This window comes from Paenibacillus sp. GYB006 (genome assembly GCF_036577645.1).
In the GTDB taxonomy this organism is placed as follows: Bacteria; Bacillota; Bacilli; order Paenibacillales; family Paenibacillaceae; genus Paenibacillus.
On record NZ_JARBDA010000004.1, the window covers coordinates 119,397 to 136,525 of the forward strand.

Sequence of the window (17,129 nt, forward strand, 5' to 3'; positions counted from 1 at the left end):
TTGATCTCTGAATGGAAAGATATAAAAAGCTTAATGGAAATGTAAATGACGTAGAATAATTTGTGTAAGTGAATCGAGAAGACTTCGACAATCATTACACAATATACACACAGCGGATCGGCTTAATCCGATCCTTGATCCGTCAGAGGAAGCGAATCAGGAGAATACATCCGCACCGACTAACCGCACGCGGACGGCTGCTTAGAAGTATTAAATCGGTGGGGACGATGTGAATACGAGAATGCTATCTGAAATACTCAAACTTATTAAAACAATCAGTAATTGAAAAATTGATTAATTGTTATAGGAAAAATAATGAGGTGAAAAAATGAAAAAAATAATATTCTGGGGTAAGGACGAGAACGACGATAGACTTATAAGTGAAGTGATTTTAGGGGCGAAAACCGTTACCTGTACACCAAAAGTCTGGTACTATGATGATCCAATAGAGGAGCCAACTGTTATTGGTGATTTAGTAGCAGTATTTGATAGAAGAGGGAATCAAAGATGTACTATAGAGATTACAGAAAACTATGAAATTCCTTATGGCTTAGTTGATGATAGAATTGCTAAGGGCGAAAATTGTTTATCTATAGAAGAGTTTTATAATGATCATAATTTTTGCTGGGAAGAGCCTTTGAGCAATGAAGGCCTAAGTTTAACAAATGAAACCATAATTGTTGTAGAACATTTTAAACTAATATCGATAGTGGAGAAACAGTAATAATAAATTTAAAATAAAAATTTCAACGCGAATTCATGAGGTAAAGCACTACAGATAACAAAGCATTCACACACCATTTGTATTTTTGTTTTGATAAACAATACATTCACTGGTGGTTCACTTCTTCTAGAAGATTTTCATGGTCTCAACCTTGGCTTTAGGTTACAGGCTTCAATAATAGAAATAAAAAAAAGAGGGTGGTTAGAATATGTTTTCATTGGAATCTGCATTATTATTTTCTACATTAATTGGGGTTGTGATTATATTCCAACTAATGTTAGCAGCGGGAATGCCTTGGGGAAGGTATGCAATGGGGGGGAAGTATCCTGGTAAATATCCACCCGCTATGCGTGTAGCTTCTATAATTCAGGCTATTATTCTAACATTCATTGCCTTTATTGTACTAAGTAAAGCAGATCTAATATTTCCTGGATGGAACACTTTCACAAAAACAGCTATCTGGTTGGTTGTTTGTTTTTCGATAGTCGCAACAATACTGAACTTTATTACAAGGAGCGTATGGGAAAGGAGAATTTGGGGGCCTGTATCTTTGTTACTGCTCATAACAAGTATTATTGTAGCAATTGGATAACCAATATTTGTAGGTGTACTCTAAGAGGTCATCGACATCTTCTAACAATGTGTTCAAGCATCGGGGCATACGCCTCTCGGTCCCTGAAGGAAAGTCGGAAAAGTAGCTGCCAGGACACATCCGAACCACCCAACCGCATCGCGACCAGTCACTTCGTTCTTTAGGGTGGTAGGACGTCGTGAACACGGAAACGTTAACATAAATCAGAGGAATGCTTAATATTAATTATAAAGATTAGATAAACTATCTAAGGACGGGGATTTCAATGAGTAGCTTATTACTAACCTCTTGTGGTTTTTATACTGAAGATATTAAAAATCAATTTCTGGATTTTATTGATAGAGATATTTCTCAATTAAAGGTCGCTATTATTACAACAGGATCCCCTATGAAAGAAAATAATAGATATGCACAAAGGGCAATGCAAGATTTCAAGGACATGAGATTTCAGCATATTAATTTTGTAGATATAGAATTTGATGACCCGAAAATTCTCATACATAGAGATGTTATATATATCAATGGTGGAAATCCATTTACATTATTGTATTACGCTAAGAAAAGTGGTGCAGATGAAATTATTAAAACACTGGCTGAACAGAATGTAATTATAGTTGGAGTAAGTGCTGGAGCGTTATTACTGGGACCGAATATTAACATTGTCGATTTCTTTACTCCACAGATGAACACAATAGATTTAACGGATTTTAAGGCATTAGGTGTAACCGACAAGCTTATTTTTCCTCACTATGATAGAGAGGACATATTTAAAGATAATACTAATAAAAAAATTGAAGAGAGAATAGTAGAATTTGAATCCAATGAGAACTGTAAGGTGACAAGGCTTAAAGAAGAAGAATATATCTCAATCTTAATGAACCAAGCACATTGAAAGTCGTAAATTCATTGAAAGCAGCTCAAAGAAGACCATAACTGCTAACAACATATTCACGTTGGGGGGATACGCCCCTAAGTCTGCAGAAGGATTTCGAGGAAGTAGTATCCAGCAGACAACCTCTGCGAGGCTAAGTCTTCGACCCAGTCGCTACGCACCTTTAAGCCTCTCGGATCATGAAAATCTTTGAAAAAGACAGATGCAAATCTTCGTTCAAAAATAATACTCAAAAGAAAAAATATCGAGAAAGGTGATGCTACGATGCAAAAGATCAAATTTTTGTTCCGATTATGGATGAACGAGCCTGTATGGTTTAAGTGTCTGACTGTTTCAACATTAATAATTTCAATTGTATTTAGTAGTTCATTTTTTTCCTATAATACTAATTTTCAAAGTCTGGCTAAAATGGCTACCGCAATTTTTTTCTGTGCATTTGGCATTATTTTTCGTAGAAATCTAAAGGTTTCTATAATCTTTTTTTCCGTTGTAGTAATTTGTATCTTTTTAGCATGGAACAGTTTTGATTACGAGAGGTTATAGATTAAGAGCAAGTTAGTATAGAAGAAAATTAGAAAATATCAGAAAAACCAAGCCTAAATCAATTTTAGTTTATCTTTGTAGTCAATGACAGCGCCTAACAACATCTTCACGCATATAGCGGTCGCCATCGGTCGCCGAGAGGAATTTCGGAGAGATTGAGCCAGGCGACAACCCTGCACTGGCTAAGTCCGTCGAACCTGCGCTGCGCGCTTAAGCCAGTGAGAGTTCGTGAATACTTGAACGTTATGTGAAATTCCCAAAGTCGATATTGACTGAGGAGATAGAAACGAAAAGAAATGTTGAATTCTTGTTAGAACATATTGAAGAGATATTCGGTAGTGATTATAAGATCAACAAGTTTGACGCAATTGATGGCAGTTTTACTGAAATAAATGGTTATAGGGTAGAAGTCTTTAGTATAATAAAATACAAAGAATCAAAATGGTGGGAGATATTAATGAAAGAAATATTAGCAACAATAGAATTGATGTCAAAGAATAATAGACGTATAATACTTTCAATTGTGATATTTTTCTTGATTTTTGAAGCAATATCCTTATTTCCATTAAGTTATGAATTATCAATATTAAACGTTGTTATAATTTATTGTTACTTCATACTTGGATTTGCTTTATGTGCTACAACAAGAAGAAAATCAATAGTTATACTTTTTGGAATCGGTTTTACCAATATGATAGGACTTGGATTGCGTATTTGGTTAGAATGGGGAGAATATTCGATGATTAGAGATTTAACGTATAAAAATGTACTGCTTACGTATATACCAATTGTCACAACAATCTTCATCGGTTATCTATACACAAAAAATGTTATTCAAAGAAAATCTAAAACTGTGTAACAGTATGATAATAAGTACCTTATCTCTGGGTGCTTATTATTTTTATAAATAACAACACTATAATCTAACAGTGCCAACTTAGTTTAGGAGGAGTCTATATGATATTAGAAAAAGTTATAAGTAAAGTTGTAATACAAAGTGAATATAAGGATTTGGTTGATAAGTATATAGATAATATACTTACCGAATTTAAAGGTAAGATTCATAGCATTTATATGTGTGGCTCGATTCCAAAAGGAATTGCTGTACCTTTTAAGTCAGATGCAGACTTTACTATTGTATGTGTAAATCCCAAAGATATTGATTACGAAAGATTATCAAATATTAAAGACAGGCTATTGGAAGAATATCCAGTAGTAACTAAGATTGATACGATAATTTGCTCGATTGACGATGTATTAAATAAACCAAATGAGTGGGGTTTTTGGGTTAAGATCATTTGTGTTTGCATGTATGGTCATGACATTGGTGAAAACGTACCGCCGATCGTTATTTCTCCAGAGTTCATTTTAGACTTAAATAGAGAGACCAAGGAGGAAGTAAATCGTATACATAGTGCACTTTCTAATGCTAGTGATAACATGTTGAAAACTAGATATATCAAAGGTCACTCTAAGAGATTAATTCGAGCATTATACTCTTTGGTTTTGGAAGATACAGGTGAATGGCAAGATGACATTAGTACGATGAAGAATACAATATTAAACTATTGCGAGATTGACTCCGCTTTAGTTGAGTATCTGTATGCTTGTTACTTGGATAGTAATGTACTTGTTGAAGAGTTTCTGGGAATTGCAGATGAAGTATATAGCTATTTTGAGAACGCCTTAAATACAATGGCTGCTTCCAGAAAATCCTTCGAGTAACAATGGATTTACGCCCAAAGTTACTCTGAGAAACGATTGACTACAGTCAGCCCCCTAAGCCCGTTGGGACTTCACTGCATTAGGTGTTCGGTTAGCCTAAGCTTTAAGCAGCGACTCTTAGGGGACAAGACATTCTTCAATACAAAACGTTATCGGAAATTCGTGTGAAATTTATAAGAAGGAGAGGTACATGAACAAAATAAAAGATCTTCTAAGAGATGTACAAAATAATAATTTTAAAACACCTAAAGGAACAGACATGAAACATCTAGTCCAAGAAATGATTCAACACATTGGGTCGATTGATGATGAATTAAGAGATAAGCTCATTTATGGAACTTTATATAGATGGATAATGGATCAAGAACTAAGTATAGATTTAGTAAGACAATTGTTATATGTGACTTTGGATGATGATCATTTATTCCATGGAATAGGTGATATCGATCAAGATACAGTATTTACACGTTCCTTTTCAGCCCTGTTTATACCACTAGCTTTACATTATAACGATATCTTCAATTATTTAACTGAATCTGATTATGAATATATATACTCGAGAGTAACCTTGTATTTCGAACGTGAGAAGGATTTTAGAGGATATATATTAGATAAGGGATGGGCACATTCGATTGCACATGCAGCTGATGCTTTAGTTTCGATTACGGCTGCGTCCTATTATTCTTCTGAACATTTATTGTGTATTTTAGAGTTGATAGGAGAAAAGGGTTGTGTTAATAACTATTATTTTATAAACGGTGAAGATGAAAGGATGGCAGAAGTAGTCATTCAAATTGTAAAGCGTAATATTCTAAAGAAGGATATTTTACTTAATTGGGTGCAACAACTTGGTGGCTTTAAAAGATTAGACATATATCCTCAAGATGATATAAAGAGAGGAAATACAAAAAATCTTTTGCGTAGTGTCTATTTTAAATTACTGGATGTTAGTGGGTCTGAGGTTATAACAAATGAAATAGTAAAAACATTAAAACAAATCTAAATCTAGCTAAATCGAAGAACTTTCGTACATCCGATAAGACCCTCATTCGCGCCGCGTCGCTTCTTCTCCTTGATTCGCCCGTAGGGGATAGTGCCAGGAAATAAACACAGGCGATAACCCTGCGAGGTTAAGTCAACGACCCAGTAGCGTTGCTGCCTTAATCCTCACGGGTACGTGAATACAACAACGTTATATGTAATTGGGGCAAGATCTTAAGAGAAGGAGTGATTATTATTAAGTTCATATTGTTATTTGGACCCCAAGCCGTCGGTAAGATGACTGTTGGTCATGAATTAACGAAAATAACCGAATTGAAGTTATTTCACAATCACATGTCGATCGAGTTGTTCCATCCCTTCTTTGGTTTCAGTAGCGACACATGGAGACTATCTGAAATCGTAAGAAGAGAGTTCTTTGAATCGTTCTCAAATAGTAATCAATATGGGCTTATTTTTACTTACGTATGGGGATTCGATCTTCAAGCAGATTGGGAATTTGTTAAACAAACGTGTGATATTTTTGAATCGAAAGGTGCCGAAATCTATCTCGTTGAATTAGAGGCAAATATAGAAGAAAGAATAACACGAAATGCAACGGCTTTTAGACTCGATCAAAAAGCAACAAAAAGAAATGTTGAACAATCTGAAATGGACTTGATCAACACGATGAAAAAACATAGACTCAACTCCCATAAAGGAGAAATCACAAGAGAAAACTATTTGAGAATTGATAATACTAATTTAAGTGCTGATGAAGTCGCAGGAATTATTAAGAACAAATTCCATTTATAAGTGCGTGTGTAAGTAATTCAAGTGGATGCTATATCTCATAACAACATGTTCACGCATCGGACCATTCGGTCCCCGGTCTCGCTTGAGGATTTCGGAGAAGTGGGGCAGCCGTCCAACTCTGAACTGGCTAAGTTGTCGTACCCGGCTTAAGCCAGTGAGGGTTCTTGAATACAAGAACGTTATATGAAAGAACCGAATACGGTAATTATGGGGTGTTAAATGTGTGGGAAACACTATCAGATTCTTGGAAAGCTAGTTTTGAAGAAGCGTGGGAAGCATATGCTCACGGTTCATTTCCCATTGGTGCAGTTATAGTTAATTCAAATAATGAAGTAATTAGTCGAGGTAGAAATAGAATCAACGAAGCAAGTGCTCCTATCAAGCAAACCTGCTCAAACAGGCTCGCCCATGCAGAGATCAATGCATTATTACAACTAGATATTTTAGAGTCGAATGATTTTAAGGGGTATACACTTTATACAACTACAGAACCATGTGTACTTTGCTTTGGCGCAATAATTATGTCGGGAGTTAGGAAAGTAAGATTTGCTGCAACAGATCCGATCGCAGGTGGGGTAAATTTGATTTATTCTGAAAACTCATTTATAAAGTCAAGAAATCTTGATATAAAGTGCGACAGGAAATATTTAGGGGAGATACAACGCGTATTAAGAACTGATCATGTAATAAGGACTTTAGGGAGAGATCAAGCAATCAGATTTTTGGATAAGTACAGAATAAACTACCCCGAAGCTACCGAACTAGGAATAAAGTGGTATAAAGAAGGTAGATTACAAGAAGCATTGAGAAATAAAGTTCCGATAGGTGTGATTATTAATGAGATATTAAAAGAAATTAAGACTCTAGATAGTTAACTAAAAGGACTCGGTTCCTTCATATAACAATGTATTTACGCTGTGGCTTACGCCCCTTGGTCGTCAGATGTATAATCATGGTAGATAATCGGACGACATACGAGCCGGCCTAAGATAGGAGCTATCTAAGGCCGGCTCGCGTCGTATATACAGGAACGTTATATGAAACCACCCGAAAACCCATAAGAGCTAAACAGGTCGGTCTCTTTATGGTTACTGTTGCGGGATGTAGTTTAAGCTCTAGCGGAACTGTTTTTTCAAGAGTGGGATCAAAAAAGCGGATTTATTATAGATCATTTTGATTCGGCCTTCGGTTTGGCAAAGGGATTTAGGGGAAGGGAAGTAGCCTGACAACCCTGCACTGGCATAAGTCCGTCGGACCCGACGCGTTGCGCCTTAAGCCTCTCGGGTTATTGATACAAAAACGTTATAATAAACTGGCCCAAAACCTGTAAATCGTAAATATCAAATCGTATGGAGGAATAATTATGAAAAGTCCAATTCATAGTAAGTTCGGAACAGTCTTTGTTCATGTCACTGATCTTGAAAGATCGATCGAATGGTATAGTAAACTGTTAAACATAGAAGTACATACCGAAAACCATTCAGGACCTGTATAAACATTTAGTATGGGTGATTCACTTCCAGGGTTGACACTGGATAACCATTGTTGGGATGAGGTTTATGAATTTCAACCATCTAATCAGCCCTTGTTTAACTTGAATACCAAAGATATTTATAAAGAATACCAATTTGTGAAAGAAGAGTTAAAAGCCGAAATTACAACAGAAATTGAAGAGTTTCCTGACTTAGCTTCTTTTTGTTTTAGTGATCCGGACGGGAATATTCTTATGGCCTGTATGCAAGTGCATTGAAAAAACAAAAAGGAGTTAGATGCGAACATGCAGTTAAAACTTGTACCAGTAAATCCTGAAAATAAAAGTATACTAATTAATTTATATGAACTGTATGAGTATGACTTCAGTAAATATACAGGTCGAGATGTAAATAGAAACGGAAAATTTGAAGTAAACATAGATTATTATTGGGAAGGTGACGAAAGGTGGAATCCATTTTTTATAGAAGTAGCAGGTATAATCGTTGGTTTTATAGTAGTCCTTTTCGAGAATATGGATACCGATCCAGATCCGACTCATGTGATATACGATTTTATGGTTTTACAGAAATACAGAAGATCGGGTATAGGTCGTAAAGCAGCAATAGAAGCATTTAAGATGTACAAAGCAAATTGGAAGATTTCGCAAATGGAGAACAATCTTCCGGCAAGGATATTTTGGAAAAATGTAATAGAAGGTTTTAAAGGAACTAATTACACTGAACAATATGTACAAGACCGGAAAAAATATATACAAGAATTTAGCACAAGAAATTAAAGGCATTTATTGAGGGCTAATTCAGTACGGCATCGCCTAACATCATATTCACGCTTAGGTCCGGCTAGTGCGAAAGTGGCATCGGCGGACAACCTTGCGCGCCTTAAGGTGAGACGTAGCGGTGGCTCCACCACTTTAAGTCTCTCGGGTTCGTGAATACGAAATAGTTATAAGAAATCCCTGCAAACCCATAAATGAAGGGAGTATATATGTACCGTAAAATCATACGAAGATCGATCCTACTAATCGTTTTATTATTACTGATTAATTATTTATTTAATAATTCTGGGTTTTATATTACAGAGAGTAAGGCTATTAGGGACTCATATCCTTATAAAAACGGTGATGTAATATATGAAAAAGAATACGAAAACAAGAAAATAATTATCTTGAAGACTAGCGATGTTAACTATGTAAAACTAATAGGATTTAAATTGGGTATGTTTTATCACGTATCTAATATTGCTGAGTTATATTTCATGACACCTCTGATTGGAAAAGAGGGAGACATTAAACGGACATGGTCGGCGAGTTTAAATTCAAATGAGCTTTACGAAACAATGATTGCGGTCGAGTCAGAAAACCCTGAAATTAAGAGAGTAATTGTAAGTAATGATAATATCGATAACGTAATATTAGATGATCTTGAAGAAATAAAAGAAAACTCAACGGTATTTCTCGAATTAAAATTAGAAGATGGTTTCGCTGCATCATACTTAGAATTATATTCAAAGGATGTTGGAGGATTTATATTTAGAGGAGTAAACGAAAAAGGAGAAATAATAACATTAGGTAGATAGAAATTCATTATGTGGGTTCGAGAAAGGCGAGGACATCTTATAACATAGTATCTACGCTGAAGGCCGTTCAGCCCTTGGTCTGATGTGATTCGGGCAAACGATATCAGCAGACAACCCTGCGAGGTTAAGTCCGCCGGACCCGGCGCTTACGCGCATAAGCCTCTCGGATTCGTAGATACAATAATGTTATAAGAAATCGGTGCAAGTAATAAATATTCAATAAGAAAGTATCAAGATCTATTCGCATCAATGTTGAACAGGCGGGATAAACCTCTTGATTTATTTATTATGTAGAAAGTATAATTTTATATGGAAAATAGATACATAATAGTAAATTTACTTAGGAAAGGATGAACGTAATGATTTTTTGGCGAGGATGGGGAATTATCGGTATCATTTTTCCTGTACTAATAGTTGGTCTACTTGCTTCATTAGGATTTAATGATGAAAATTTCCAATGGTTTTACTTTATCGGATTAACCTTATCCGCTATACTTATATGGTTTATCGGTAAGCGTTTGAATAGAGATAAAGATGAAATTTTCATGAATGAAAGAACAGGAGAGCGGTTCAAAATAGGAAATCGACATACACTATTTTTTATCCCCCTACAATACTATGCAATAGTTTATCCGATTTTAGGCATCATTCCTTTTTTTGCATAAAATAAATAAAAAACACGTTTATTTTGCTTTGTCAAAGATAACGTGTTTTTTTATTAGTTAAATGGTCTACGCTCGTTAAGCTAAAGGGTAACGATTAGTGAATATAACTGATAATGAGGGTATCGAAGAATGCACAGACACCCTATAACAGATCGTATCTACGCTGCAGGCTATGCCCCTTGGTTAGCAAGAAGTGGCAGTCCCGCAGATATGAATCATTCAGTTATTTCTACACTTGAAGATGAACTAGTTAAAGAAATTAATGAAGAGACATTTCGTAGGTATCCTGTGGTAGTTCTGGATACGAAAAACTCTATTGCTTGGCATGTATGGCATATTACAAGAATAGAAGGAGCTGGCATCCTGTAACAACATGTTCATGCTTCAGTCCGTTCGACCTTCGGTCCGCCCGAGGCATTTCGTAGTAGCAGATTCAGGCTGAAACATCCGCACCGGCTAACTTTGCAAGCGCAGCTGGACCCTTCAGTCCATAAGCCGGTGGGACGTCGTGAACAATAGAATCTTATATGAAACGTGATGGCCGCATGGTTGCCGCAACTAACAAAGGAGACGAAACAATGAAAAAGTATATACTCTTCGATCATGATGGTGTTTTGGTTGATACTGAATTTTGGTATTACAAAGCGGGAGAACGCGCTCTGGCCGATATTGGATTTACCTTGGACAAAGATCAATACCTCCGTGACATGACCCAGTCATTGGGCACTTGGTCCCAGGCTAGGGCGGCAGATATTGATGAACAGACCATCAGCAAGCAGCGTGATGTCCGTAACGTCTATTATCAGGAATATCTAAGAACAGAAGCTATAGAGATTGAGGGTGTAATTGAAACTCTAGCCGAACTGTCAAAGTACGTCCGCATGGCCATTGTTACTACTGCAAAACATGCTGATTTTCAACTTATCCACGAAAAGCGCCAAATCAGACAATTCATGGAATTCGTCCTTGTTCGCGAAGATTACGAGCACACCAAGCCACACCCGGAACCATACTTGACCGGCCTAAAGCGTTTCGGTGCTACTAAAGAAGAGACTCTGGTTGTAGAGGATTCGAACAGAGGGCTGAACTCTGCCATAGCGGCTGGTATCGACTGTGCTATTGTCCATAACGATTTCACAAAAACACATGACTTCTCCCAGGCCAGTTACCGAATTAAGACACTGATTGAACTAAAGGATATTATCCTGAGTCAAATCTGAGCAGGTTTGTGACGAGGCAGGATATTTCATTTTCAAGCATGGGAATCAAGAAGGCGTATTTATTTTTAGATCATCTTATTGATCATTAAAGCTCTCGGGTTTATACCCTGATGGTAGATGCGATCAAGAAATGAATTTGTGTGTTGTTTGAGGAAGTTAAGTGAAATATCGTATAACACTTCATTCACGCATCCGGCTGACCCCCTCGGTCGCAGACGTGAATTCGAAGAAGCAGATGCTGCGACAACTCCTATGTTAGTTCGTGAATACAAGAACGTTATATGAAACAACTGCAAATAATGTTACTCGGGTTATCAGGGAGGATCTATGAAAAATAAAGCATTATTTGCTACTCTAATCATTATTTTTCTTATCTTTATGTTTGGAAATTCAATGACCACAACTCCAGGTCGAAGTTCTGGTAATGGAAATCCTGCAATATTGTTATTAGTTCCATTGTCCACATTTTTCATAGTCTTGACCTTTCAATGGTTCATAGTCTTTAAGGATAAGATGATAAGCAAAAAAACAGTCATTATATTATCACTGCTAGTAATCTGTCATCATGTGATCGGAGTATATTATCAAATAATGAGTTTTCGAAGTCACCGCGTTTTTTTGGCAGAAGTATATAAAGGGCAGTTTAGAACAATTGATTGGGATTATATTAATTCGATTACTTCAGGACTATCCATTCACATTAACAATCAATATTTCAATATAAATACATATTTTTTGTTTTTGAGTCTTTCACTTTTTATTTGGTTGTTGAGCCAAATGATAATAAGTTGGCGGAGAAAGATGGGAGAAAAAAGTGGGAATAAGATATAAACTTTAAGTTTTTTCCAGGAGGTCAGTTGCATCTCTGATACAAGAAATTCATGCTACGGGATGCACCCGTGATTGGAGAAGAAAAATAGCGATAAGTACAAAATAGGACTTCATCGAAAGCCTCTAATTCCGATAAAGGGTTGCTCAATGGCTTCAATAAATTCAGTCGCTCTGCTCCTTTAAGCCTCTCGGGTGGGTTCAGGAACACACAAACGATATAGGAGATTACTGGTAATTTTTTAAGATAATATTTAAGGAGATAATTCATGAAAGGTAAAATATTCTTATTATTTTTTGTTACGATAATGTTTTCATCTTGTCAAAATAATAGTCAATCGACTACGTTGAACAGCGAAACTAATTCAATAATGAATCCTGAACTGGAAATAACGGAAGGTCAATCAGAACCTTCTAATAATGAAGTGTTATCTATGAGCATTGGGAACTATGAATTGAAAGGAGAATTTTATGATGAAATGCTTCGAAATCCTATAGATCATGATTATGAAGTGGAATTTAATGAATTTCAAAATTCCAAAGAGATTATCACAACATTGGAATGGGGGGCGTTGGAAAGCAAATATACAGAGATTTGGGATAAAGAGTTGAATCAAATATATAAAAAGCTTCTTTCTAAGTTGGATAGAGAACCAAGAGAATCACTAATTGAATCGCAGAAAGATTGGTTACAGTATCACTTAAGGGAAACAAAATTTGTAGAGAAGACATTTATTACTAATGGTTACCTTGGATCCAAAGGATCGGTAAGCCTAGCCACGGTTATACGGGAGAGAATTAGGGAAAGAACAATGCAATTATTTGAATATCGATATTTACTAGATGGTGAAGTTGAGTTTGTATACCAAAGTGAAAAATAGAGTTGTAATCTTGATCAAAGTTTTTAGGCGATGCCTCGATGATAATAACAGCGCATAACAATGTATTCACACAGCGTAGCTACCATCCCTTGGTTTTCAGATGTATAATCATGGAAGAAGACTCAGACAACAAACGACCTAGCCTAATATAAGAGCTATCTAAAGCTGGGTTGTTTCGTGAATACAAGAACGTTATGTGCATTTCGGGGAAAAAACATATATCTAAGGAGAATTTTTATGCATGGAAACAATCAATTTAAGATTATGGATATTACAGGAATGAATCATCAAATTAGTCAACTCGTATCAATGATGAACTATGCAAGATTTACAACAATTAATGCAGTTCAAGGGCTAACGATTGATGAACTTGATTATTTAGAAGATCCAAATAGTAATACGATTGGTGCTTTATTGCTTCATATAGCTGCGGTTGAGATCGGTTTTCAAATTGAGATTTTCGATAATAGAACACCAAATGAGGAAGAATTAAAAGAATGGCTTGCAGCTTATGAACTAGGCGAAAAGGGACGGAATGAAATTAGAGGTAATTCTCTTGATTACTATGTAAACAAGCTTGAACAAGTACGCCTTAGAACTCTAAAAGAATTCAGACAAAAAGATGATAATTGGTTATATGAAGAGCGGAAATGGTCTGGATTACCTTCAAATAATTATTTCATTTGGTTTCATGTATTTGAGGATGAAATAAATCATCGGGGACAAATCAGATGGTTAAGACAGAGACTTCCTAGGCCAACTATAAAATGAATAGTAAATCAATGAAGTGAATTCAGGCCAGACACACTTTCGAGGATAAATCCTGGCGGACCCGGTTGCTGAGCGACCTTAAGCCTCTCGACGTTGTGAACACGGGAACGTTATATAGGAAATCGGCACAAATACATAAAAAGAGGTGATAAATTCAATTGCCAAATGCTAATTATGTTGAAATCTCTAAGAAAGCTTTGAAAGAATATGATCTCATTGATTATGAGATTGAGTATATAGGTCATAGTGGCAATGTCATATATCGTGTTAATGAAACGGATAGTGCCAAAAAATTCTCTCTTAGAATTCATGAATCACGATCCCAGGGATTTGAAGAGATTTGGAGTACAAAGGAGTCTATTCATTCTGAAGTAACATGGTTAGATGCTCTTTCTGAAGCAAGTGATATAGTAGTTCCAAAACCAATATATAACCAAAATAATAATCTTATAACCGAAGTTAATCATTGTGACAAGGTTATGTATTGTACTTTATTAACTTGGGTTGATGGGGAACAAAAGCCATATGTTCCGACTGCTGAAGATGCAGGTAAAGTCGGGACGATGATTGGAAAGCTCCATTTTGAATCTAGTAAATGGATCGTTCCATATGGATTTTCACGACCGACTTTCGATGAACATAAACTTGATAAATCATTGGAACGAATTCAAATTGCCATTGAGAATGGTACTCTTATTAAGAGTGGAGAAACACTTATTTTAGCAGGACAAAAAGCTAAGAACATTATAATAAATCTTGAAAAAACAAATATTAATTGGGGAGTAATCCATGCTGATTTAATACCTTCTAACTATATATTTCACAATGATAAAGTTAGTCCTATTGATTTCGGTGCTTGTGGTTTTGGATTTTATTTATTCGATCTTGGATGGACATTTTCATATATTCATCCTTCATTTAGAGAAACTCTATTGAAATGTTATTTAAACGTATTCCCATTACCGTCAAACTATGAATCGTTACTTGAAACATTTTTTATTGCAGGTCAATTAGATACCTTAGGTTTTTGGTTAGGGATGCCTGATTCTAATGAATGGTTGGAAGGACACATAAATAGTCTAGTAAGTAGAGAATTTAGTAGATATTTAAGTAATAAGTCTTTTCTATATACAGGCACACCCTATTGGGAATAGATTATTGAGGTAACTCAATGGAGGTGCAAACATCCGATAACACAGCATTCTTACTGCGGGCATTCACCCTTGATCGGCCAAGAGGGATATCAGGAAGTCATTTCAGGGGATACATTCAATCAGCTAAGTAAATGCCCCCGACCAAGGGTCCCTTAAGCTGCTTGAACGTCAGGAATGTCAAACGCTATATGAAATGATTGTATGGAGGAGAATTTTTGAAAATGAATATTAGAGGAATCATCCTTGAGGGGTACTCAAATGCAGGAAAAACATCTCTTCTTAAAGCAATAAAACAATATCAAGCACAAGATGAAACATCGGAAATAAGCGTAGTTATACTCGGAGAACATTACTCGCAAATATTGAATAACGTCCATGGAAAGCTAGTTCAGTTATCTCGAGAACAACATATTGAATTATTAAGAAACCGAGTAGATATGATAAAGCAATTAAATGACTGGGCAACTTTTTTAGGACCGGGTAGAAGAAAATCGAGAGGTCTCTTTTTTATATTTGAAAGATTTCATTTAAATCATCGAGTTGCATTCCCCGATTCGAATGATATTGAAATACAAGAATTAGAAAGACAATTATATGAGCTTGGTGCTAAATGTATTTTACTCACTATTTCGAACGATAAGGTAGAAGAAAGAATTAAAAGCAGAAATCCAGAAGAATGGATTAATAAGTCTGATGAGTATATCGAGCAGTCTTGTAATGAATTAATTGAAACCCAAAACAGTCTTAGAATACAAGCAACAAAATCAGTAGTACCAACCGATGAAATTAACACAGATAATAAGGATTGGAATTCATATGCAAGATTAATCATGGAAGACAATGTCTCCGCTTAACATTCACGCATCAGCATGCCTTCGGTCTGTCAGAAGGGGTTGTGGGGAAGTAGAAGCAACCGGACAGACCTGCATTAGCCAGGCATCATGAATATAAAAACGTTATACGAAACCACGATGTGAAATTAATAAGAACACGAACAGACTTTTGAATTGAGGTGAAGTGAGTTGAGATTTTTGATTTTAATCTTGTCATCACTTTTGCTTACAATAGGTTGCTCCAACACTGTCAAACAAAACCAGAAACCATTTCTATTTTCGTATGAATTAAATAAAGTCGAACCTAAACATCAAAAAGAGATAGATCCATGGCTGCAATCAGCTAAAAATGATCCGGAAGTAAAAATATATTCATATGAAACCAAAGATGGATATAAATACAGCTACGTTAAAGGATATAAAGATGTAGAGGTTTCATATATTTATTCAAATAATGAAGGGAAATTAAAGCAAAGATTTATTAAAGGATCAAATGACGATGAAATTCTTGTAGAAGTAAAATATAATAAATCAATTTGTTGTAGCACAAATATTTATGAAACCGACGATAATAATATTTAATAGCAATGTAGTCCGGACCATGTTGCTTCGTATAACTGTGTACTCATGCATCGGTTCGTTCGTAATCGGTCCGCCCGAAGAAAGAATGGCAAGGTAGCGAATTCAGCTCGGACAATCCCGCGAGGCTAACTGCGCAAGCGCAGCCGGCGACGTAGTCGCCTTAAGCCTCTCGGGTTCGTAGATACAAGAACGTTAGACGAAACCGTGGAGTTATATTCTATAAATACATTATGTGAGGTAATTAATGGAATTTCTATATATTGAAAAAGCACCCTTTGCAGAAGATTTTATTAAATTAGTAGAAAGTACAGGGTGGCAAGGAATAGTTTCAAAAGAGTTAAGTAAACTTAGAGAATCATTAATAAATAGCTGGTATTTAATCTCGGTTTATGATGGTAAAGATCTAATTGGTTCAGGTCGAATCATATCCGATGGTATCTTGCATGCGTTGATTTGTGATCTTATTGTATTGCCTGAATATCATGGAAGAGGAGTAGGAACAGAAATATTGAAACGGTTATTGAATAAATGTAAAGCACACGATATAGTGATGGTCCAACTCTTTGCAGCAAAGGATAAATTTAATTATTATAAGAAATTTGGATTTGAAGAGCGTCCATTCGATGCGCCTGGGATGAGATGGATACATAAAGATATGATTTGAGATTCAATTCAAGAGGACTTTGTCTAACTTAACATTTCCGCAGTATGTCAACTAACGCTGTCCCTTGGTTCGCAGATGCATTTTCGAGGAAGTGGAATTAGGCGGACAACCCTGTGAACCTAACCGCAGACGCGGCCACCCACGTGGAAGCTTAAGGTTCTCGGTTCGTGAATACGGAAGCGTTATATGAAA

21 protein-coding genes are annotated in these 17,129 nt (G+C 35.9%); all 21 read left to right on the top strand.

Annotated features, from left to right (window positions below):
• The first annotated feature begins 328 nt into the window (after window positions 1-328).
• The 21 genes from PV403_RS11650 to PV403_RS11750 all read left to right on the top strand — a co-directional run bounded on the left by PV403_RS11650 (window position 329) and on the right by PV403_RS11750 (window position 16,937).
• On the top strand, window positions 329-724 hold the full coding sequence (locus tag PV403_RS11650) for an ASCH domain-containing protein (RefSeq protein WP_332084690.1): 396 nt from the start codon (window positions 329-331) through the stop codon (window positions 722-724).
• 208 nt (window positions 725-932) lie between these two features.
• A complete protein-coding gene (locus tag PV403_RS11655) occupies window positions 933-1,316 on the top strand; it encodes a hypothetical protein (RefSeq protein ID WP_332084691.1) in 384 nt (127 codons plus the stop codon).
• Between the two features lie 265 nt (window positions 1,317-1,581).
• Window positions 1,582-2,208, top strand: coding sequence for a Type 1 glutamine amidotransferase-like domain-containing protein (locus PV403_RS11660; protein WP_332084692.1), 627 nt, complete (start codon window positions 1,582-1,584; stop codon window positions 2,206-2,208).
• 850 nt (window positions 2,209-3,058) lie between these two features.
• On the top strand, window positions 3,059-3,610 hold the full coding sequence (locus PV403_RS11665) for a hypothetical protein (RefSeq protein ID WP_332084693.1): 552 nt from the start codon (window positions 3,059-3,061) through the stop codon (window positions 3,608-3,610).
• Window positions 3,611-3,708: 98 nt separating this feature from the next.
• Window positions 3,709-4,476, top strand: coding sequence for a nucleotidyltransferase (locus tag PV403_RS11670; RefSeq protein ID WP_332084694.1), 768 nt, complete (start codon window positions 3,709-3,711; stop codon window positions 4,474-4,476).
• 190 nt (window positions 4,477-4,666) lie between these two features.
• On the top strand, window positions 4,667-5,479 hold the full coding sequence (locus PV403_RS11675) for a DUF2785 domain-containing protein (RefSeq protein WP_332084695.1): 813 nt from the start codon (window positions 4,667-4,669) through the stop codon (window positions 5,477-5,479).
• A gap of 233 nt (window positions 5,480-5,712) precedes the next feature.
• Window positions 5,713-6,270: a shikimate kinase gene (locus PV403_RS11680; RefSeq protein ID WP_332084992.1), complete on the top strand. Its 558-nt coding sequence runs from the start codon at window positions 5,713-5,715 to the stop codon at window positions 6,268-6,270.
• Between the two features lie 164 nt (window positions 6,271-6,434).
• Window positions 6,435-7,145: a nucleoside deaminase gene (locus PV403_RS11685; protein WP_332084696.1), complete on the top strand. Its 711-nt coding sequence runs from the start codon at window positions 6,435-6,437 to the stop codon at window positions 7,143-7,145.
• A gap of 488 nt (window positions 7,146-7,633) precedes the next feature.
• Window positions 7,634-7,765, top strand: a complete 132-nt coding sequence (locus PV403_RS11690) for a VOC family protein (RefSeq protein ID WP_332084698.1) — start codon at window positions 7,634-7,636, stop codon at window positions 7,763-7,765.
• 30 nt (window positions 7,766-7,795) lie between these two features.
• Entirely contained in the window at window positions 7,796-8,020 is a 225-nt protein-coding gene (locus PV403_RS11695) for a VOC family protein (protein ID WP_332084699.1), read from the top strand.
• A 27-nt stretch (window positions 8,021-8,047) separates the two neighbouring features.
• The gene (locus PV403_RS11700) at window positions 8,048-8,539 is read left to right on the top strand and encodes a GNAT family N-acetyltransferase (protein WP_332084701.1); all 492 of its coding nucleotides are present in this window, start codon (window positions 8,048-8,050) and stop codon (window positions 8,537-8,539) included.
• 209 nt (window positions 8,540-8,748) lie between these two features.
• Window positions 8,749-9,339: a hypothetical protein gene (locus PV403_RS11705; RefSeq protein WP_332084702.1), complete on the top strand. Its 591-nt coding sequence runs from the start codon at window positions 8,749-8,751 to the stop codon at window positions 9,337-9,339.
• A gap of 359 nt (window positions 9,340-9,698) precedes the next feature.
• Window positions 9,699-10,004, top strand: a complete 306-nt coding sequence (locus tag PV403_RS11710) for a hypothetical protein (protein ID WP_332084703.1) — start codon at window positions 9,699-9,701, stop codon at window positions 10,002-10,004.
• A 129-nt stretch (window positions 10,005-10,133) separates the two neighbouring features.
• A complete protein-coding gene (locus PV403_RS11715; RefSeq protein ID WP_332084704.1) occupies window positions 10,134-10,373 on the top strand; it encodes a hypothetical protein in 240 nt (79 codons plus the stop codon).
• Window positions 10,374-10,582: 209 nt separating this feature from the next.
• The gene (locus PV403_RS11720; RefSeq protein WP_332084705.1) at window positions 10,583-11,224 is read left to right on the top strand and encodes an HAD family hydrolase; all 642 of its coding nucleotides are present in this window, start codon (window positions 10,583-10,585) and stop codon (window positions 11,222-11,224) included.
• Window positions 11,225-12,321: 1,097 nt separating this feature from the next.
• Entirely contained in the window at window positions 12,322-12,933 is a 612-nt protein-coding gene (locus tag PV403_RS11725; protein ID WP_332084706.1) for a lysozyme inhibitor LprI family protein, read from the top strand.
• Window positions 12,934-13,170: 237 nt separating this feature from the next.
• Window positions 13,171-13,704 carry a DinB family protein gene (locus PV403_RS11730; protein WP_332084707.1) on the top strand — a complete coding sequence of 178 codons (534 nt, stop codon included), beginning with the start codon at window positions 13,171-13,173 and terminating at the stop codon, window positions 13,702-13,704.
• A gap of 158 nt (window positions 13,705-13,862) precedes the next feature.
• Window positions 13,863-14,858: a phosphotransferase enzyme family protein gene (locus PV403_RS11735; protein WP_332084709.1), complete on the top strand. Its 996-nt coding sequence runs from the start codon at window positions 13,863-13,865 to the stop codon at window positions 14,856-14,858.
• Window positions 14,859-15,079: 221 nt separating this feature from the next.
• Window positions 15,080-15,712, top strand: coding sequence for a hypothetical protein (locus PV403_RS11740; RefSeq protein ID WP_332084711.1), 633 nt, complete (start codon window positions 15,080-15,082; stop codon window positions 15,710-15,712).
• A 168-nt stretch (window positions 15,713-15,880) separates the two neighbouring features.
• Complete coding sequence (locus PV403_RS11745; protein WP_332084713.1) at window positions 15,881-16,273, top strand: hypothetical protein; 393 nt, start codon at window positions 15,881-15,883, stop codon at window positions 16,271-16,273.
• A gap of 244 nt (window positions 16,274-16,517) precedes the next feature.
• On the top strand, window positions 16,518-16,937 hold the full coding sequence (locus tag PV403_RS11750) for a GNAT family N-acetyltransferase (protein ID WP_332084715.1): 420 nt from the start codon (window positions 16,518-16,520) through the stop codon (window positions 16,935-16,937).
• Window positions 16,938-17,129 lie beyond the last annotated feature (192 nt).